The organism is Ignatzschineria sp. F8392 (assembly GCF_002252045.1).
GTDB lineage: Bacteria > Pseudomonadota > Gammaproteobacteria > Cardiobacteriales > Wohlfahrtiimonadaceae > Ignatzschineria.
Genome location: NZ_NEFF01000001.1, coordinates 765,457 through 785,448, shown reverse-complemented (window position 1 = coordinate 785,448; position 19,992 = coordinate 765,457). Strand labels below are relative to the sequence as shown.

The following is a 19,992-nucleotide window of genomic DNA, read 5'->3' as shown; positions in this document are numbered from 1 at the left end:
CACTTAGAGCCTCTCCCCCTCCCTATTTACGGTAAAATCAAGCAACTTGTTGTGGGTTTATCGTGAGATCACAATCCTTACCAAAGGGCGATTACAATCTAAATATCAGTGTAAAGTATCGCTGAAAAATAGTCGTAATCGAAAGTAAGATCTCCATAAGAGAGAAGAGTCAATAATAAAAAATGGTGAGAGGGTTTATGGAACTTAAGGTAGATGACCAAACGGTTTTTCACTTATATCAAGAGATTGGCAAAAGTAGTGCCTTCTCTGAAGTAGCGCTCTTTAAAGAGGCCGGAAAAATTAAACTCAATAACGATAAGATAGCGGCTTTTTTACCTGCTAAAGAGATCGATGATCTCTGCAAAAAATTGCAGAACTTAGGAGTTGAGGCATTACTCAATTATCGCCTCTATCTCTATCGTAAGGAGTATGGCGAAGCTAAACCCTTCTTAAAAATTGTCGATGTCGAATATGATCTGGAAAACGATAGTGAAGAATCACAAAAAAGTGAGATCATCAGCCGGGCATTACAACATCTTATCGACTTTAATCTCTATCAGATGATTCTTGATGATCCTTCCCATGCTACTTTCAATATCTTAAGAGAGACACTCTTTACTATTGAAGATTACTGCTTACAGATCGAACATACAATTTCATTAAGAGCGCCTGCTCAAAAGAGCTCAAAAGAGGATGAGTTACAGCTGAAACTGATCGAGGATGAGAAGATGATGCGCCGTTACTACGATGAACTTCATCTTATCACTGACCTTGCAATCAAAGAGCTTAAAAAGCGCTCATAAAATAAGATCCTGAGATAAAGTCCTAAAATAACCCCCGAGATATTCTCCCGCTCTAAAGCGGGAAGAGTATCGGAATAAAGGTTACGGCAATTAACATCACAATAATGACGAAGGGAACGCCAATTTTAATAAAGTCAGCAAAACTATATTTCCCAGGGGCAACCACTAGAGTATTGACCGGAGATGAGACCGGCGTCATAAATGCTGCAGAAGCGGCAATGGCTACTGCCATCGCAAAGGGATAGGGAGAAACTTCTAACACTGCAGCGGTCTGAATCGCAATCGGCGCTAAGAGAACCGCTGTTGCCGTATTAGAGATAAAGAGCCCAATAATTGCGGTAAAGCCGAAGAGCATCGCTAAAATCACTCTAGGGCTTGCATCTCCACTTGCCTCTAAAAGATATTTAACCGCAAGATCAACGCCTCCCGTATTTTGTAGCGCGACGGCAAAAGGAAACATCCCTACAATTAAGATAATACTCTGCCAATGAATCGACTTATAGGCACTATCCATTGTGATACAACCAAATGCCCCCATCAATAATGCCCCAAAAATAGCAATTAAAACATTCGGGAAAATCCCCGAGATCATCAATCCAATTGTGACTAAAAGAGCAATAATGGCATAAGGAGCCCGATCCATTGCCGGTGCGACCTCATCAACCTCTGCCGGAATTGTCAGAACAACAAAGTCATTCTTCATCGTCTGTAGTTGACGAATGGCACGCCACATACCAAATACTAAAAGAATATCCCCCCGTTTTAACTTCTCATTGAGAAGTTCATTTTCTAACACCTCTCCTTGGCGCTTAATCCCCATCACATTAAGCCCGAACTTCGATCTAAACGCATTCTCCAATACCGTTTTATCGATCAATTTCGAGTCCGGATGAATCGCAACCTCAACCATTCCAATTTCACGAGAATGTTCATTAAAGTAGCTACTCATTAAGGGAAGCGAGACAAGATTGAAACGTTGTAAAAATAGATCGACCTTTTCAGGATAGAAAAAGTCAAAGAGAAGAACATCATTTTCTTGAATAACCCGGTCAGGTACCCCATCGAGCACCACATTCCGAAGACGATTAAGGCGTCGCTCAACCGCAATAATATTAGCGCCATGAGCTTCTCGCAGGTTTAACTCTGTTAAGCGTTTACCAATCATCGGAGAGCCTTTCCCTACCTGCGCCCGATAATTACGCCCTTTTAGCTTATATTCACTCGCTAAATCATCAAAATTGATCCGATTCTTACCTCTATTTTGTGAGGTCTCCTCCTGCTTCTTCCCTAAAAATCGTCGCGCAAAGAGCATATAGAAGATACCCACAAAGAGGATAATAAGGCCAATCGGTGTAAAGGAGAAAAACTCAAATGCCTTATTCCCGGCAAGCTCAAGCTGCGCAGAGACAACTAGATTCGGAGCAGTTGCAACTAAGGTTAACATGCCACTAATTAAGCCGGCAAAACTGAGGGGCATCATCAATCTGCGGGTATCTGCCTTCATCTTAGCCGCAACACTTAAGACTATCGGAATAAAAATGGCCACAATTCCGGTCGAGCTCATCACTGATCCCAAAAGCGCAACAGAGAGCATCAATAGAACAATCAATCGCGTTTCGCTATTTTTTGACTGCTTCATCAGCCAATCACCAACTCTAAAAGCAACGCCGGTTCGAACCAAGCCATCACCAATAATAAAGAAGACGGCAACAATAATGACGCTACTATCACTAAAACCTGCTAATGCTTGATCTAAGGTGACACTTCCCGTTAGAGGAAGTGCTAATAGCGCACAGACCGCAACAACATCCATTCTCGGCTTATTAGCCATAAAAGCGACAATAGCGATAAAGAGAAGTGCGAGGACAATGAGAAGTTCTTGGTTCATATTACATCTATAATTCCTAACAAATGAGGATCGTAAAATCGAAAGCGCAAATTGAGATAAAAAATAGCAATGCCCAACAATGCCCTATAACAGTAATGGATCATAGAGATCAACAGCATCTCCCAAAATCGATGAGAGCATAATAGGGGTAATAAAAAATAACTCAATATCAATTATCCTATTATTTGACCACTCTTCAATAGCGATCAGATAAAACTCATCTGAAGGTTGCCTGAAGGTCACATAGAGATCCCATGAAGATCCAATGAAGACCCCATAAAGATCGCATAAGCGTCGTACCGAGCATCAGTAGATCTTACAATAAAAATGGACGCGTTATGACGTCCATCTCCAATAATATTACTCGTCGATATCCCCAACGATCGATCTGATCGCTGATTCGATAAGTACAATCAATGATAGTACTCAATCTTCTATTTATGAAATAGAGAGCGTTAACGACAATTGATATCAATTGATGCCAATTAACGAATCAAACGGCTAATTGCCTTAAATTGAGCATCCTCTGCACTCTCTAGAAGTTCAAAGAGCACCATCTCCACACTTGTTAAGTTAGCGCCTAATTGAATCATCTTATTCAAGCCCAACTCAATATTAGGCTCAACTCGGGAAGAGACCGCATCAGAAACAACCTCAACCTCACGATCAAGCATTAAAAGATCTCTTACTGTCTGATAGACACAGACATGCGTCTCAATGCCGGCAACAACAAAGTGGGCCTCTGGATATTGATCTAACATTGCCTGAAATTGTGGATGAGGAACACCACTAAAGGTCATCTTCTCTAAAGGGGATAATGCCGCGTCGACTAAAAGATTCTTTAAAGTGGGAACTGTCGGTCCTAGACCTTTTGGGTACTGTTCTAACCAGATAATAGGAATATCGAGTGTAATTGCCCCTTCAACTAAAATTTCTAAGTTCTTAAGAAGCTTCTCCTCTTGATACATCACCGGCAATAATTTCTCTTGCACATCGACAAGCACTAAAATGGTCTGATCTCGCATTAACATAAACACTCTCCTTTGGGGATCTCTACTTCTATCCCTTCTCAATAATAACTACTTTTAGAATAACCACTTCTCTCTAAATGTCTATTAAAAATATTTCATAGAAAATGGCTCTAGAACAATGACTAAACGCTTATCGATTGATAAGATCGAGCGTCTGATCTGTCTGCAGAGCAATATCGAAATCAACAAAAAAAAGATCACTACAATTAAATAGTGATCTTTACAATAATATTTATAATAGTCTTTATAACAATTCGTATAACAGTCCGTATAACAATTTTGCTGCAGGCTTAATATTGATCTCTAATCATGAGCTCAATGCGCTTCTCCACTTAATCCTTAATCAGAAGTTACTCCGCTCTCGATAGCGTTTTGCATCTCTGCTTCTGCAGATTTTTCCTGCTGAGCCTCTGCTCTTCTAGCTTTTCGACCTTTCGCCATCTCCACCTCTTTATGGTAATGCGCCTCAAGTCCCTCTTCCGCAATATAGTAATTAACCTCTTCGATCGGCTCTTGGTGATCCTGATAGAGCATAATAAAAGGCATACTGACCATATAGATAAAGACCGCGACAAGCGCTGCAATGACAAAATAGATCCACTTATGCATTTTTTTAACCTTTCTATTCACTTTTGCTAATAAATACCGGCTTAATTTTAAGGGATCAATTATACGCTAAAAGAAGAATATCTGTCAGCTTCTATTCCATCTCCCCTATCTCTGCCATCTATTTAGTCCTACCTCGATCCAAGGAGTGGTCTCTCTAAGAGTCGCCTGAAGAAATCTCTTTTGTTGCTTGCTTCATTTGTCGAATAAAATCGGCAAGTTTCTCCAACATCAGTGTCTCATTATCGAGATTTTCACGAATAATTTGGGTAACTGCTGAACCACTAATCACTCCGGCGACGCCTTGCTCTAAATAGTAACGCGCCTGCGCTGGCGTAGAGATCCCAAATCCTTGCACAATAGGTGCTGCTTTCGCAGCTTTTAAGCGAGCAATATTATGTTGAAGATCATCGCTATCTACCGATGTTGAAGCTTGATCAATGCCGGTAACACCCGCACGAGAAACAAGGTAGGTATAGCCTCTTCCCTCTTCGGAGATGCCGGCAATCGCCTCATCAGTAGCATCGGGCGGACAGATAAAGATTGGCGCTATACCTTGCGCTTTTGCAATAACATTAAAGGGGGCTGACTCTCTTAGCGGCAGATCGGCCACAAGAACAGAATCGATCCCAATCTCCTTGCAGCGACGATAGAAGGCTTCAACACCATATGCATAGATAAGATTGGTATACATCAATAAACCGATCGGCAATTGAGGGGATGCTTCCCGCACCTCAGAGAGAAGAGAGAAAGCGCTCTCAATCGTTGCTCCATTCTCTAATGCTCGTAAAACGGCACCTTGGATCTCAGGCCCATCGGCTAGGGGATCGGAAAAAGGAATACTCACCTCTAATGCATCTGCCCCTGATGCCACCAATGTAGATAATATTTTCGCCGAGAGCGCTCTATTGGGGTCCCCTAATACAACAAATGGGATAAAAGCCCCCTCTTTTTTTGCACTCAATTGGGTAAATAGTTGCTGATATCGCGCCATTTTATGCTCTCCCTTCTAAAATTTTATGAACTGTAAAGATATCCTTATCCCCGCGGCCTGAAAGATTCACCACTAATAACTGCTCCTTCTCCGGCTCTGCAGCGATCATCTTTAAGGCATAGGCGAGTGCATGGGAAGATTCTAAGGCGGGAATAATCCCCTCTCGTTTTGCTAATTGTTGAAATGCATCGAGCGCCTCTTCATCCGTTACTGAGTGATATTCTGCCCGACCAATAGCATGAAGGTGAACATGCTGAGGCCCGACAGAAGGAAAATCGAGTCCTGCAGAGATCGAATATGAGCCTTTGATCTGCCCCTCTTCACTCTGCATAAGATGAGACTTCATTCCAAAGTAGATTCCCGGCGTTCCATGCTTTAATGAGGCGCCATGCTGACCACTCTCAATCCCTTTTCCGGCAGGTTCAACACCGATTAGACGTACTGAAGCATCGGGAATAAACTCGGTAAACATGCCGATCGCATTAGAACCACCACCGATACAAGCTAAAACAGCATCAGGTAGACGCCCTTCTCTTGCTAAAATCTCCGCTTTAGTCTCTTCGCCAATCATCTTCTGAAACTCTCTGACGATAGTTGGAAAAGGATGGGGGCCCGCGGCTGTTCCCAAAAGATAGTGAGTTGTTTTATAACTAGCAGACCAATCTCTCAATGCCTCATTACAAGCATCTTTTAGTGTGCCCGAACCACTTGAAACAGGAATAATCTCTGCTCCCATCAACTCCATTCGAAACACATTTGGCGATTGTCGCTCGATATCTTTAGCGCCCATATAGATTCGGCACTTCATATTTAAGAGCGCACAGGCTAATGCAGTTGCAACACCATGTTGCCCGGCACCTGTCTCAGCGATAATTTCACTCTTTCCCATCCGTTTTGCCAATAGCGCCTGCCCTAAGACCTGATTTGTCTTATGCGCTCCACCGTGGAGTAGATCCTCTCTTTTGAGATAGAGTTTGCTTTTTGTACCTGCCGTTAAGTTACGACAAAGCGTTAATGCGGTTGGTCGACCGGCATAATTTTTAAGAAGATCCATAAATTCCCGCTGAAATTCCGGATCATCCTGCGCTTTGATAAACTCCGCTTCCAATTGATCGAGGGCGGGAATCAGTAATTCCGGTACATATTGCCCACCAAACTCCCCAAAATAGGGATCTAACTTTCTCATGCTACGCTCCTAATTTATTCTATGTTTTCTATCTATTGTCTATATGTTTTCTATATGTTTTCTATATGTTTTCTATATCTGTATCTGTCTAGATCTATCTCGAGATTGATATCTCTGCATCTATCTCTTTAGATCTATCAATTCTGTTCTGACCCATTTATCTGACCTGCCCGACCTATCTGATCTATCTACTCTGATCCACCCCACATTTAATGGGCCACTCACCTATAGATCCTCACACTCATCACTCTATCCGCGATTGACGTACAACTTTAATTGGCTGCTTATGTTGGGCGATGAGTTGGAAGATCTCCTGCAACTTTTTAACATCTTTCTTTCCCGGCTGCGCTTCAACACCCGAGTTAAGATCGACCCCTAATGGATGAAAAGAGAGCGCATCGACAATATTATGATGATCGAGACCGCCGGCTAAGAAGAGATTAGAGAGATCAGCTCCTTCCAGAATAGTCCAATCGAAAGGTTCTCCACTTCCTCCTTTTTTACCATCTAAGAGATAGTGATCTACCCCTTGATAAGCAAGAAAAGGTAGCTGTTTTTCCTCCTTTTGAATATTGATTGCTTTAATAATCTTGATATGACTCGGCAATTTTGCACGCAGCTCATCAATATAGTGTTGAGGTTCATTACCGTGGAGCTGAATTGCTGAAAGTCCAACCTCTTCTGCAATAAAGAGAATTGCCTCAATATCATCATTCTGAAAAACACCGATATACTCTAAAGGGACTGCACGAGTAATCTCCTTTGCTTGACGATAAGTCACCCCACGAGGACTTGTAAGAATAAAGATCAATCCACCATATTGAGCCCCGGCATCATAAGCCGCTTGCGCATCCTCAATAGAGGTTAAGCCACAAACTTTATCTCCCCCCACTAATAGCTGATGCAATGCACGATCAAGATCACTACTTCCCATAAGATGACTTCCAATTAAGAAACCATCTACCAATTGGGAAAGCTTGCGAATATCGTGATAGTGACGAATACCTGACTCACTAATCACAATCTGCTCTGCCGGCATCAATGCACGTAATCGCTCACTTTTACCAAGATCGATCGAAAGATCACGCAGATCACGATTATTGATACCAATCACTCTAGCTCGTAATTTTAGCGCTCGGCGGACCTCCTCCTCATCATTGACCTCTGTTAAAACGCCCATTCCTAAAGTATGCGCAATATTGGCAAGATAACGATACTCATCATCTCGAAGCACCGAGAGCATTAAGAGAACAGCATCTGCTCCATAATGGCGTGCTAAATAGATCTGATAGGCATCAACGATAAAATCCTTACAGAGAATCGGTAGATCAGATGCGGCCTTTGCTAGCGCTAAGTTCGCAAAATCACCCCCAAAGTATTGAGGCTCTGTTAAGACGGAGATCGCTGTTGCATAAGCATTATAAGATTGAACAATCGCAGGGAGATCAAACGTTTCACAGATCAATCCTTTTGAGGGAGAAGAGCGCTTACACTCCAAAATATAGGCGGGAAGATCTTCTGCTCTGCGGGCTTCTATCGCTTGATAAAAATCTCGATCACTAGGGGTTAAATCTGCCTCAAATTGCGCTAATGGCATCTCTTGTGATAATTGCGCAATCGCCTCACGTCTTGTTTTTACAATCTTCCCTAATACCGTATCACTCATCTTGTTCCTCTCTATTATTCTCAATTCACTCTTTCAAGCGATCATCTTAAGTCAGTTTTTAAATCAATTTGTTAGATCAATTTGTTAGATCAACTTTTTCAGTTTAATGTTGTTTATTATTGTTTAATCTTGTTTAGTGTTATTTAGTGCTACATCTAGAATCTGATAGCAATGACTTACAGCGCTATTTATGCCAAGCGTTGAATGCCTTGCGTTGAGGTGATGATCTCACCGGTTTGTGTGAACTGATTACCGGTCATCTTCTCTAAAAGCGCTAGCGCTCTTCGCTCATCGATTGCAGTTAAGGCATTTTCAGCATTCTCTTTTAAATTCTCATAACCAAAGAGCTTGAGAAGAAGCGCCACATTGATAGCAACAGCATGACGATGCGCTTCAGGAGCTGCTCCATGCAACATTGTTAAAAGAGTCTTACGATTCTCTAAGGCATCTCCCCCACGAATGGCAGAGAGAGGATGCTCATTTAAACCAAAATCTGCGGGAGTGAGCGAGTAGGTCTCAATCAATCCATCACGAAGCTCTGTTACCTTGGTCGGCGCATGAAGTGCTGCTTCATCCATACCACCACCGTGAACAACTAAAACATGCTCATACCCCAAAAGTTTTGCCGTCTCTGCCATCAGCTCCGTTAAGTCAGCATGATATACCCCCATTACGGCTCGCTTAGGACGTGCGGGATTTGTTAATGGCCCTAAAAGATTGAATATTGTACGTGTTTTTAATTCGCCTCTTGTCTTCGCCGCATACTTAAAGCCACCATGATAGTGGGGAGCAAAGAGGAAAGTGATGCGCGCTTGATCTAATTCAGTGCGTGCCTCTTCAGGACTCTTATAGAGATCTACTCCTAACGCCTGTAATAGATCAGAGGAACCGGTTAAGCTAGAGACACTACGATTTCCATGTTTTGCAACGATTGCACCACAACTTGCACCCACTAGAGCACTTGCTGTTGAGATATTGACGGTATTAAGGCCATCACCGCCGGTTCCGACAATATCGGCAAAGGGATAATCGGGAGTATCAAAATATTTTGCTTCACTTAAGAAGGCGCTAGCAGCTCCGGCAACTTCAGCAGGAGTTTCACCTCGTAACTTCATCGAGATTAATGCGGCTCCCAAAAGTGCCTCGCTCACTTCACCTCTTGCAATGGTACTAAAGAGTTGATGGCTCTCCTCTTGAGATAATCTCTCACCACTATAGAGTCTTTGAAAAATCGGTTTTAATGAAGTATTCGTTCTATCTGTCATGGTTCTATCCTATCGTTATCGCGTTAAAATCTGATCTCTTAAACTTCTGCTTGCATCTACTGTTTTATCAACTGCACTGATTACTAATATTTCAGCTGCGGATCTTATTGCGATTTCTCTAGGCATAAAAAAACCCGCAGCGTGTGCGGGTTATTCTGATCTCTGGCTAAAAGCTTCTATCTTTCTCTTAGGCACACAGATACTTCCCGCAATTGCGAGCTGTGCCACCAATAGTTATAGAAAAAGCTTTGTCCAAACATCTCAATAAATTCCTCTATTATTATCTCTGCTCATGATTGGGATCTTTTATAAGAGATCTTATCAATCTCTCTATCTCAAACATCTCACTGCAGATTTCTTTTGTTCTGATTCCTATAAAGTTATAGGACGATTTTTAACAATTGTCAAACCCTTTTGTGATTCTCTACCAATTTAAGATCGAATGAATCTTTTCTTGCAGCCCCAAAAAAGAGGCTTAAAAGTCCTCTCAACAACTTAAATGATAGCGCAATGTAGAGTCGTCAATTGTTAACGAAACGGAGACTGCTAATTGTTTTCGTAATATCACGAAGAGTGCTACTTCGCTGTCTCTTCCAACGATTCATCTTCGAAGCAAAAATTGATCACCACATATTCAGAGCGAGTGCCAATTCTAAACTTCCCACCCCATACACCTAAACCAGAGCTGATTAAAAAATGATCTTCTCCGAAGCTTGTTAAGCCTGAAGAGATTTGATGGAGATAATCGGTCGCATACATATAGGGCCACACTTGACCATCATGTGTATGTCCAGAGAGCTGCAAAAATGGTCCCTTCTCTCTTCGCGAGGCTAATGTGCCGGTAATATCTCCCGGCTGATGATCTAAGATAATAAGTGGAGCTGCAGGATCGATCTCATCGACAACTTCTAAAAGTGATGAGAGTGTTGCCCGCTCACGATTCATTTTGTCATCTCGCCCCATCAAGATCAGCCCTTCGGGTAATAAAACCACCTCATCGCGCAATAGTGTAACGCCACTTTTAGCAAAGAAAGGGATACTCTGCTCCACACCGGCAATATACTCATGATTCCCTAAAACCGCATAGATACCTTTAGAGACGGAGAGTTTTGCCAAAATCTGCTCCATCTTGCCGGCATAGAGAGGTCTAAGATCATTATCGATAAGATCCCCGGCAATCAGAAGGTAATCAGCTTCTTCTGCATTGAGCATCTCAACCCAACGTTTGAGCTCTGCCCCTTGAATGGTATGTCCTAGATGGAGATCACTTATCATAATGATCTTAATAGGATGAATAGAATCGATCTCTCCGCCCTTTTCCGGCAAGCGACACGCTGTTTCATCGATCACTTGTAGATTCTCTAAATTGAAGAAATATTCTCGGCGTGCTTTCTCTTCATACACCCTGTTACCTATCGTAAAAAAGATAAGATAAAAGAGTGCGAGCGTGAGAAACAACTTACCATTGCCAAGACGAAAAGCCTCTATTTTCTCCGGTGCGATCCAGCGACCAAAACGGTTGAGAAGTCGAAAGAGATCTAAACTAAGAACGGGGATAAGAAAGTAGATTAACCCCACCATCCATGTTGCCCCCATCAGATAGAGTGGCCGCACAATCTCTCCCGGAAGCATCCGCCCTAAAAGCATCACTAACGGCATACTGATGGTAAGCAGTAATGCTCCAATAGCCCCCAATATCCTTACAGTTCGATATTGGGGGAGCATCTGATAGTAGCGCCACAAAATATAGCTCTGAATCGAGAGGTAGAGCGCCATAACGACAACAAATAACATCACTCTTTAACCTTTTAACGTTGAGGTTTTTGCGGAATTCGGGGCATTGCACGTTTATGATGGGAGCGTTCATGCCAATAATTGATTCGCTCTAATTCTGCTTCTGTCACCGCTTCACCTCTTAAATGACGATTCAGCGCATGATAGGTAACACCCATCTCATCTTCATCTGTTTGTGCTTCCCAAAGGCCTGCCGAAGGTTTCTTATCGATAATCTTTTGAGGAACGCCTAATATCTCCGCAAGTTGAAAAACCTCCTCTTTATCGAGATGAATCAGAGGTGCGATATCAACGCCACCATCCCCAAACTTTGTGAAATAACCGGTATACCACTCAACTGCATTATCGGTGCCAACAACAACACCATTTTGTGTCTGCGCAATGAGGTAGAGCGTCGTCATCCGCAATCTTGCACTACTATTTCCGGAAATAACACGATCTTTAGCGATATCTCCCGTATGGTTATAAGCCGTACCTACTGCTTGCATCAATTGTTGATGGGTCTCTGTTAAATCAACGATATGGTAAGGCAAGCCGGCACTCTCCATCACCAATTTAGCATCATTAAGATCATCTGGATGACTATGGGAAGGCATCATAACCCCCAATGCCCGCTCTGAAAATCGTCTCTTTAATAGAAAAGCGATCACAGCTGAATCAACACCGCCACTGACACCAAAAATGAAATTATCTGCCTGACGATACTGTAGTTCTGCTTCTAACCAATGCTCTAACTCAATAATATAATTTTCTAAATATTGCATAACCGCTTCCTTCCTATTTCGCTACCCATTGCAAAAGAGCGCGATATCTCTATCACGCTCTCAATTTTTATCTTAATTTTGATCCTAATATTTATCTTTTATACTCTACTCTTTTACGCTCTATTGAATATCGATACTATCGATGATCGATGATGTCGACGACTGAATCCTAACGAATCTCATTATCACCGTAAAGAACACGTTCAAGGCGAGGATTAGGTCGATAACGACGCCCTGCTTTTGCTTGCTCTTGACCATCTAATAGAACATTATCGCCCGTAAAACTAATATTAACCTTCAATAGGCTCGAACCAACACCGTAGATATCAACAGGAGTATTTTGCTTCTCAAACTCAGCTATCTTTTCTGCATTAAAACCACCACTTACGACGATCTTCACATTATTAAAGCCCTCTCGATCAAGCGCATCTCTTAAAGCGAAGATTAAAGTTGGGTTTGTTCCGCGCGGATCAAACGTCCCTAACTGATCTTGATGGCGCATAAAGTATTGATCTACCATAGTATTCGAGGTATCAACACGAACGGCTGACAGTTTATCTCCAAAATGGCGCGCAACTTTCAAAGATTCCTCGACCGCATCATTATTATAATCAACTAAAACCATCAACTTATCTTCTGGAAAGATCTCATGATACGCTTTTGCCGCGGCCAAAGTATCACCATTGAAGAGTTGAATTAAGGCATGTGGCATTGTTCCTAGCCCTTCAATTCCCCACCACTCATTCATTGCATGCGTCGCTTGCGCCGTTGATCCTCCAATAAAGGCCGCATAACCATCACCGGCCTGCTGGCTGAAGTGATCATCCCGATCCCCCATAAAGATAATCTCTTTATCTCCGGCAGCTTCTACCACCTCTAAAACATGGGTTGCTACCGATGTTCTACGCGCTAAAATGCCATCAATAATTCCTTCGAGAAAACCAAAATCTTGATATCGCCCTGTAATGGTTAATACTGTCTCATATGCATCAATACGGTCACCATCATTGAGTGCCCAAATTTCAAGATCTTCAGGATGATTCGCAAAAGCATGAAGAAGTGAGATCGCTTCATCAATCCCACATAATACAGCACCATTTTTACGCTGAAAAAATTGCATCGTTACAATCTTGTCAGGCGCACATTGACGTGCGATCTCTGCCGTTTTTAAGAAATAGACTGCGGAAAACCAGCCCTCGCCGACACGCTTATCAAACTTAAATGTCTTATTGGTCAATCGCTTGATCTTACCGCGATGTTTTAACTCATACTCTTTAATATCGTTTGCTATTGTTGTTGCTGTCATCTTTTGCGTCTCATACCCTTCTCAAGTGGGAGAAGATAGTTAATATCGTAGAAAGAAGTACTATAGCAAGGATCGATCAATATTTTCAATGATTCTTCCCTATTTCATCCAATCCTTTGATCTTCATAAGCATCGAACGACAAACGATAAGGATCGATGAAGATGGCAGAAAAGAGAGGAGATTTACAAAGAGTGGAAAAAGCGTTAAGTCTCTATAGAGTCGCGGTTAAAAATGGAGATAACAAAAAACCGAAGTTATAATAACTTCGGTTTCTTATCTGGCTCCTCGACCTGGGCTCGAACCAGGGACCCCTTGATTAACAGTCAAGTGCTACTACCAACTGAGCTATCGAGGATTAGAGATTAGGTATTATAATCATAATTTTTGATATTGCAACTTCTTTTTTAGCTTCAGACTCAATTTGCTCTCAACTTGCTCTCAACTTGCTCTCAACTTGCTCTCAATTTGCATTCAATTTTAGCAAATACCCTTCTCTTGCTGCCACACCATTCTAAGAAGAGAAGATATTCAATAGGGAGATACTCAATAAAGATAGTCTCAATAAAGATAAACCCAATAATATTACTCTACTCTTGCTAAGAGAGTTGAAAGAACAAAACCGAGGAGATGTAAGAGATAAAAAATAAGAGGAAAAAAGGGATAGAAAAAGCCGAAGTTATGATAACTTCGGCTTCTTATTTGGCTCCTCGACCTGGGCTCGAACCAGGGACCCCTTGATTAACAGTCAAGTGCTACTACCAACTGAGCTATCGAGGATTAACTTTGATGTATTATAGAGATCTTTCTCTAGATAGCAAGTGCAAAAATCGATTCGTCTATTTTTAATACATCACGATATTGCCTCACATCTCATTCAATCTCTAAAAGAGATCAATTACCGTGATCAATTAATGAAATCAATTAACGTAATTTCTCTAAGCGAGAAACATCTCTTACAGCACCAAACGCAGCTGAAGTAGCTAAAGCACCATAAACTTTTAGCGCATTAGAGACTTTACGAGGACGCTCTTTTGCCGGCACAAAGCCCTTTTCTCGTTGCGCTGCCATCCGCTCTTCTAATACCTCTTCAGCAACATTGAGGTGAATAGAACGATTGGGGATATCGATAATGATCTCATCACCATTTTCTACAACGGCAATTAAACCACCATCAGCCGCCTCTGGAGAAACATGACCGATAGAGAGTCCTGAGGTTCCCCCAGAGAAGCGCCCATCGGTTAAAAGCGCACACTCCGCATCGATCTTTTTACTCTTCAGATAAGAGGTCGGATAGAGCATCTCCTGCATTCCCGGCCCCCCTTTTGGCCCTTCATAGCGGATAATAACCACTTCCCAAGGAGAGACTTCATCACCTAAAATGCCGGCAACAGCCGCATCTTGACTCTCATAGACACGCGCCTTACCAGTAAACTTAAGGATAGATGCATCAACACCTGCTGTCTTTACAATACAGCCATCGGTCGCTAAATTTCCATAGAGAATTGCAATCCCACCATCTTGACTATAAGCATGTTTAATATCACGGATACAACCTGACTCACGATCGAGATCGAGTGTCTCAAAATGGCGATCTTGGGAGAATGCCTCAGTTGTTCTCACCCCGCCGGGTGCTGCTTTATAGAAATCATGATGTTTCTCCGACCGGCAGATATCCCACTCATCAAGCCCCTCTTTCAACGTTTTATGAGCAACTGTTGGCTGTTGATTATGAATTAGACCTGCCCGATCAAGCTCCCCTAATATGCCGTAAATTCCCCCGGCACGATGAACATCTTCCATATGATAGAGATTTGTTGAAGGCGAGACTTTCGAGAGATGGGGAACTTTTCTGGAGAGACGATCGATATCCTTCATCGTAAAATCGACCTTCGCCTCATGAGCTGCCGCTAAGAGATGAAGAACTGTATTGGTCGATCCTCCCATGGCAATATCGAGCATCATCGCATTTTCAAAGGCATCAAAATTGACAATATTCCGCGGTAATACCGCTTCATTTCCATTGATATAGTGATCCTTCGTAATTTTTACAATGGTTCGTGCGGCCTCTAAAAAGAGCTCTTTTCGGCGAGCGTGAGTTGCCAACAATGAGCCATTTCCCGGAAGTGCTAATCCTAAAGCCTCTGTTAAGCAGTTCATGGAGTTTGCCGTAAACATCCCAGAACAAGAACCACATGTGGGGCAAGCTGCACTCTCAATAGCAGAGACCTTCTCATCTGCTGCATCATCACTTGCTGCCATCACCATCGCATCAACGAGATCGAGTTTCATCGATTCACCATCCCAAGAGATTTTACCCGCTTCCATCGGGCCTCCCGAGACAAAAATAGTAGGGATATTGAGGCGTAACGCTGCCATTAACATTCCCGGCGTAATCTTGTCGCAGTTAGAGATACAGATCAAAGCATCTGCACAATGCGCATTAACCATATACTCTACTGAGTCTGCAATAAGATCACGGCTTGGTAAAGAGTAGAGCATGCCATCATGACCCATCGCTATACCATCATCCACGGCAATCGTATTGAACTCTTTTGCAACGCCTCCTGCAGCCTCAATCTCTCTTGCAACCATCTGCCCGAGATCTTTTAGATGGACATGTCCCGGCACAAATTGGGTAAATGAGTTTGCCACGGCAATAATCGGCTTTTTAAAATCTTCATCTGTCATTCCTGTTGCGCGCCATAATGAGCGCGCACCTGCCATATTTCGTCCCTGAGTTGATGTGTGTGAACGATACTTTGGATCTTGAACCATCTCTATTCCTCTATTCTCCGTAATTTTCTTTTCTAACTGTTTCTAACTTTTCTCTGACCGACCTACTCATCGATACTCTTTTAGAGTAATCTTTAAAATGATCTTTAGAGCAATGATCGATATCTCTTGAAAATACCATATAAAACGGACTATCAGCGAAACTGATAGCGTATGGGGTCAGTATAGTTTTAATCTTTTTTGATAAGTCATTTTTTGATAAGTAAAAATGCTCGTTGAAGCTGATCTTTTCACTCTACTGTGATGGGGTACATCATTCATCTCTCGAGACAACAGGGGTACATTGTTCGATCTTAATAGCGATTTTGCGAGAGCTCTCTCTTAGACCTCTCCTAGATCTCTTTCCAAGTACTTTTCCAAAAAAATACTTTTTAATAACTTTTTCAATAACTATAGAGTAAAGCTATCACTAACTTAGAGGAAAATAAATAGCTAAGATAGAAATCATCGGCAATCACTAAGAAGCAAGCACACTCCTTGATCTACTACAATGAAGGAAGGTGCTCTCTCGCCTACTCAATGCTCAAAATGCTATCCGCGCTACTACTTACCTTTTACGCTATAAACTCCCCATCAATATACTTCAACAATCCACTACTATCCTTAATAAAGCGACTCTGCTCACACATCTTATAGACCTGATGATTCTCACGATAACGCGCCTCAAAAGTGACATATTGCTCACCTTGATCATTTTCAGCACAACTTTTGATCACGCTGAGATAGAACCACTGTTGCTCCGGCGATAATGTCAATGTTTCAGGACGAGTCTCCTCATGCCAGCTACTTAAAAGATAGCGCTCTAATCCCATAACAAAAGCACTATAGCGCGACCGCATCAGTTGCTCCCCATTTAAAGGAGCCTTCCCAAGATGAAGCGGTTCACAGCAATCATGGTATTCACAACCACTTTGACAAGGACAGATCAGAGTATTCCTCTCTCCCTTCTTCCCCTTCTTCCCCTTTTTATGCCATTGTCCGCTTCCATTTGTCGTGGTCATCTATCTCTCCATTTAATATTAAATTGTGGCTATCAATACGGGTATAAATCGATTGAAGCCGCTTAAAGTGCTCAAAAAGAGGTGATCTTTTCCAAAATTTAAGATCTCTCATTTTACGCCTTTTTCACTTCGCAGAAAACTCTCCTACGCTTAACAAGCATTGTTACCACTTCGAAAAATATTAAAGAGAAAATCTGAAAATGCCTTTTCAGTAATCAACGATTATGGTCACCCTTACATTTGCTTTTGTTCTTCAAGCGCTCTGGCTGATACTCTCACCCTACTCTCTTACTATAACCATTATCATATCTCTCATCGCCCTGCTCTTCATTCTGATCATTCGTCGGGCACTACGATATCTTCCTCAACTCTATAATCGAATTTTGGCATTAAAAACGGATCTTCCCTTCAAACTCTCAATCCCTGTCATCTATTTGCAAGCACAAATCAAACAGGCAGCTCTCAATGGAAATACCCTCTTTTTGCAAAAGGAGAAAAGCAATCAACTGCTCTTTTTTATAATCGGACTTCTCTTCGCTACACCGCTCTATCTCTCAGCATTAACCGATTATCGAACCATTCTCGAATCACTGCCTATCGAAATAGAGGCAACCTACCGTGTTATCTACAATAACTCCCCCTACAGCACCACAATTGAGATCGTAAAAGCTCATAATAGTGAGAAAAATCTGCAAAAGAATCAAAAGAAGCAATCAAGATTACTAACAGCTCTCAAGGGCGCACAACTGCGTATCTACTCACTGCCTCCTGATATTAAAAATCGACTAGAAGTCGGCGCACTCTATCGAGGAGATTTAGGATTACGCGCCCGATTTTTTCGCTCAATGCCGGGAGATCAACAACGGATATTACGTGTATTAGCGCGAAAAGAGATCGGTTATGGAAAGCTGATATCTTCACCTGAAAAGATAGAAGCGCCGCCTAAAATTGATCTTCTTCGCCAAAAAGTGGCTGACACAATGTTAAAAAATTATAGTAATGGTGCTTATATGAGTGCGCTCTCGGTAGGAAAGAGTGAAGCATTAACGCAGCATGATTGGCAAATCTTACGTGAGACCGGCACAATCCATCTTGTTTCAATCTCTGGATTACACCTGACATTAACGGCATTCTATGCCTTTATTCTCTTTCGTATCCTCTTTGCCTTAATCGGCTGGCGACGCCCGGCACCCTATAAAATTGCGGCAGTTATCGCGATTGGTAGTGCTTGGGGTTATGCGCTCCTTGCCGGCATGAGTCTTCCGACTATTCGGGCGGCCATTATGTTTTCTGTTGCGATGCTCTCACTGCTTATTGAAAAGCCGATCTTTACCCTCAATAGCGTTGCTCTTGCCCTGCTGATTATTCTCTCCATCTGGCCACTATCACTACTTACACCGGGATTTTGGCTCTCCTTTACTGCCGTTACCATTTTGACATTAACTGCTCGCATTGTTAAAACAACCGTTAAGGGCGTTATCCTCTCTCAACTGATTATCTCTCTTCTCTTAATTCCACTAACGGCTGCATTTTTCCAAGAGATCTCGCTGATCAGCCCTCTTATTAATCTATTTGCGATCCCATGGACCTCGCTAATGATTATGCCCTCGCTCTTATTAGGAACACTGCTACTGCCCTTTTCTCAATTAATCGCAAAAGTGCCACTTTTTTTCACCAATCAGAACCTTACAATATTACGCTATGCCATTGAAGCAACAGCAAGTCTTCCTTTTGCCGCAGTAGAGACAACTTCAATAACACTCGAAATGGCCCTTATCGCAACAATACTCGCTCTTTATTGGATCGCCCATATCCCCAAAATGCAACTCCAACGAAATAGGGAGAACACATTTCCATGGCTCTTAAAAGATAAAAGAGAGGGAAGAAAAAATCAGACCGGCAGGCAGATCAGAAATAGAACGCGTTATTTATTGATCGCTTATCTCTTAGGGGGAGTACTTTCTATGCTATGTTTCAGCATGATACTATTTGATCCTCCTATTACAGATAAACCCCTTAACGAGATATCTATCACAAGTCATCAAGACGTAGAGAAAAGCTGGGGAAAAGAGCGACTCTACCTCTACCAACTTCCCGTCGGTGAAGGGCTCTCCTTCTATCTTCAACTAGGAGATTATCAGCTTCTCTATGATAGTGGAAATCGCTTTGGTGCTTTTGATGCCGGCAGAGATGTGATTGTTCCCTTCTTAAAAAGAAGAGGGATCAATCATCTCACTCACTTAATTTTAACGCAAAATAATCAACAACATATCGGAGGGACTCGCTCACTTCGAGAAGCCATTCCTATCAAACAGATCTTTGCTCATCGCTCGATAGCGCCAATGATCGATCAGGCTCAAGAGTGCCAAAGACTCTCCTATCGCTCAAAAACAATCTCTATTGAACCCATTAAGAGAGTCCGCTCTAGCTGTGCTTATCGCATTCTCTATCAAGATCAACTACTGCTCTATCTTCTCTCCGATATTAGCCAATCTGAATGGCGCCACATTACCCATGTAGCGCTTCCTCAAGATCTACAATCTACCAATATCAGTCAATTAATTCTCCTCTATCCAAACCAAGGGCGGAGCCGTTTTAATATCGACCTTAATAAGACCTTAAATCGAATCGTCAAAGAGATCCCGAAAGAGAGAGAGGAGAATAATCTACAATCGACTGTTCTCCTCTCTACAAAGTTTCCTCAAAAAGCATTGCGCTCTATCGACAATATTGAGTATTACAATGGCTATTTTGGTGCTATAGAGATGATCATCACTCCCGATAGCGCTTCACAACATACTCCCCGATTAGATATTCAAATCAAGAACTATGCAGATTCCAATCGATATTGGTGGGTGAAATATCATCCCTCCCACTAATAGCGCAACTAAAAG

The 19,992-nt window shown here is 42.2% G+C and carries 14 protein-coding genes and 2 tRNA genes; 2 read left to right on the top strand and 14 right to left on the bottom strand.

Features of this window, described 5'->3' with window-relative positions:
- Window positions 1-197: 197 nt before the first annotated feature.
- A complete protein-coding gene (locus tag B9T19_RS03315) occupies window positions 198-803 on the top strand; it encodes a hypothetical protein (protein ID WP_143436848.1) in 606 nt (201 codons plus the stop codon).
- A 52-nt stretch (window positions 804-855) separates the two neighbouring features.
- On the opposite strand, the gene B9T19_RS03310 is transcribed toward B9T19_RS03315, so the two are convergent.
- The 14 genes from B9T19_RS03310 to B9T19_RS03245 all read right to left on the bottom strand — a co-directional run bounded on the left by B9T19_RS03310 (window position 856) and on the right by B9T19_RS03245 (window position 17,098).
- Entirely contained in the window at window positions 856-2,691 is a 1,836-nt protein-coding gene (locus B9T19_RS03310) for an SLC13 family permease (protein WP_094567147.1), read from the bottom strand.
- 485 nt (window positions 2,692-3,176) lie between these two features.
- Window positions 3,177-3,722 carry an isochorismatase family protein gene (locus B9T19_RS03305; protein WP_094567146.1) on the bottom strand — a complete coding sequence of 182 codons (546 nt, stop codon included), beginning with the start codon at window positions 3,720-3,722 and terminating at the stop codon, window positions 3,177-3,179.
- A 339-nt stretch (window positions 3,723-4,061) separates the two neighbouring features.
- A complete protein-coding gene (locus B9T19_RS03300) occupies window positions 4,062-4,331 on the bottom strand; it encodes a hypothetical protein (RefSeq protein WP_094567145.1) in 270 nt (89 codons plus the stop codon).
- A 154-nt stretch (window positions 4,332-4,485) separates the two neighbouring features.
- Window positions 4,486-5,322 carry a tryptophan synthase subunit alpha gene (gene trpA, locus B9T19_RS03295; protein WP_094567144.1) on the bottom strand — a complete coding sequence of 279 codons (837 nt, stop codon included), beginning with the start codon at window positions 5,320-5,322 and terminating at the stop codon, window positions 4,486-4,488.
- A gap of 1 nt (window position 5,323) precedes the next feature.
- The gene (gene trpB / locus B9T19_RS03290; protein WP_094567143.1) at window positions 5,324-6,508 is read right to left on the bottom strand and encodes a tryptophan synthase subunit beta; all 1,185 of its coding nucleotides are present in this window, start codon (window positions 6,506-6,508) and stop codon (window positions 5,324-5,326) included.
- A gap of 244 nt (window positions 6,509-6,752) precedes the next feature.
- Window positions 6,753-8,174, bottom strand: coding sequence for a bifunctional indole-3-glycerol-phosphate synthase TrpC/phosphoribosylanthranilate isomerase TrpF (gene trpCF, locus B9T19_RS03285; RefSeq protein ID WP_094567142.1), 1,422 nt, complete (start codon window positions 8,172-8,174; stop codon window positions 6,753-6,755).
- 188 nt (window positions 8,175-8,362) lie between these two features.
- The gene (gene trpD, locus B9T19_RS03280; RefSeq protein WP_094567141.1) at window positions 8,363-9,439 is read right to left on the bottom strand and encodes an anthranilate phosphoribosyltransferase; all 1,077 of its coding nucleotides are present in this window, start codon (window positions 9,437-9,439) and stop codon (window positions 8,363-8,365) included.
- A 576-nt stretch (window positions 9,440-10,015) separates the two neighbouring features.
- On the bottom strand, window positions 10,016-11,233 hold the full coding sequence (locus B9T19_RS03275) for a metallophosphoesterase (protein ID WP_094567140.1): 1,218 nt from the start codon (window positions 11,231-11,233) through the stop codon (window positions 10,016-10,018).
- 14 nt (window positions 11,234-11,247) lie between these two features.
- A complete protein-coding gene (gene nadE / locus B9T19_RS03270) occupies window positions 11,248-11,997 on the bottom strand; it encodes an NAD(+) synthase (protein ID WP_094567139.1) in 750 nt (249 codons plus the stop codon).
- A gap of 169 nt (window positions 11,998-12,166) precedes the next feature.
- Complete coding sequence (locus B9T19_RS03265) at window positions 12,167-13,276, bottom strand: nicotinate phosphoribosyltransferase (protein WP_094567377.1); 1,110 nt, start codon at window positions 13,274-13,276, stop codon at window positions 12,167-12,169.
- Between the two features lie 306 nt (window positions 13,277-13,582).
- Window positions 13,583-13,659: transfer RNA gene (locus B9T19_RS03260), tRNA-Asn, on the bottom strand.
- Between the two features lie 345 nt (window positions 13,660-14,004).
- A tRNA-Asn gene (locus B9T19_RS03255) sits at window positions 14,005-14,081 on the bottom strand.
- A 144-nt stretch (window positions 14,082-14,225) separates the two neighbouring features.
- Window positions 14,226-16,079: a dihydroxy-acid dehydratase gene (gene ilvD / locus B9T19_RS03250; protein ID WP_094567138.1), complete on the bottom strand. Its 1,854-nt coding sequence runs from the start codon at window positions 16,077-16,079 to the stop codon at window positions 14,226-14,228.
- Window positions 16,080-16,651: 572 nt separating this feature from the next.
- Entirely contained in the window at window positions 16,652-17,098 is a 447-nt protein-coding gene (locus tag B9T19_RS03245) for a YchJ family protein (RefSeq protein WP_094567137.1), read from the bottom strand.
- A gap of 224 nt (window positions 17,099-17,322) precedes the next feature.
- On the opposite strand from B9T19_RS03245, the gene B9T19_RS03240 reads away from it, so the two are divergent.
- Window positions 17,323-19,977, top strand: coding sequence for a ComEC/Rec2 family competence protein (locus B9T19_RS03240; RefSeq protein ID WP_094567136.1), 2,655 nt, complete (start codon window positions 17,323-17,325; stop codon window positions 19,975-19,977).
- Window positions 19,978-19,992: the final 15 nt, after the last annotated feature.

What these genes read in the sequence shown, in the direction of transcription:
- B9T19_RS03300 (WP_094567145.1), bottom strand. Translation starts at nt 4,331, where the DNA reads ATGCATAAGTGGATCTATTTTGTCATTGCAGCGCTTGTCGCGGTCTTT.
- trpD (WP_094567141.1), bottom strand. Translation starts at nt 9,439, where the DNA reads ATGACAGATAGAACGAATACTTCATTAAAACCGATTTTTCAAAGACTC.
- B9T19_RS03310 (WP_094567147.1), bottom strand. Translation starts at nt 2,691, where the DNA reads ATGAACCAAGAACTTCTCATTGTCCTCGCACTTCTCTTTATCGCTATT.
- B9T19_RS03275 (WP_094567140.1), bottom strand. Translation starts at nt 11,233, where the DNA reads ATGTTATTTGTTGTCGTTATGGCGCTCTACCTCTCGATTCAGAGCTAT.
- trpA (WP_094567144.1), bottom strand. Translation starts at nt 5,322, where the DNA reads ATGGCGCGATATCAGCAACTATTTACCCAATTGAGTGCAAAAAAAGAG.
- B9T19_RS03305 (WP_094567146.1), bottom strand. Translation starts at nt 3,722, where the DNA reads ATGTTAATGCGAGATCAGACCATTTTAGTGCTTGTCGATGTGCAAGAG.
- B9T19_RS03315 (WP_143436848.1), top strand. Translation starts at nt 198, where the DNA reads ATGGAACTTAAGGTAGATGACCAAACGGTTTTTCACTTATATCAAGAG.
- B9T19_RS03240 (WP_094567136.1), top strand. Translation starts at nt 17,323, where the DNA reads ATGGTCACCCTTACATTTGCTTTTGTTCTTCAAGCGCTCTGGCTGATA.
- trpCF (WP_094567142.1), bottom strand. Translation starts at nt 8,174, where the DNA reads ATGAGTGATACGGTATTAGGGAAGATTGTAAAAACAAGACGTGAGGCG.
- ilvD (WP_094567138.1), bottom strand. Translation starts at nt 16,079, where the DNA reads ATGGTTCAAGATCCAAAGTATCGTTCACACACATCAACTCAGGGACGA.
- trpB (WP_094567143.1), bottom strand. Translation starts at nt 6,508, where the DNA reads ATGAGAAAGTTAGATCCCTATTTTGGGGAGTTTGGTGGGCAATATGTA.
- B9T19_RS03245 (WP_094567137.1), bottom strand. Translation starts at nt 17,098, where the DNA reads ATGACCACGACAAATGGAAGCGGACAATGGCATAAAAAGGGGAAGAAG.
- nadE (WP_094567139.1), bottom strand. Translation starts at nt 11,997, where the DNA reads ATGCAATATTTAGAAAATTATATTATTGAGTTAGAGCATTGGTTAGAA.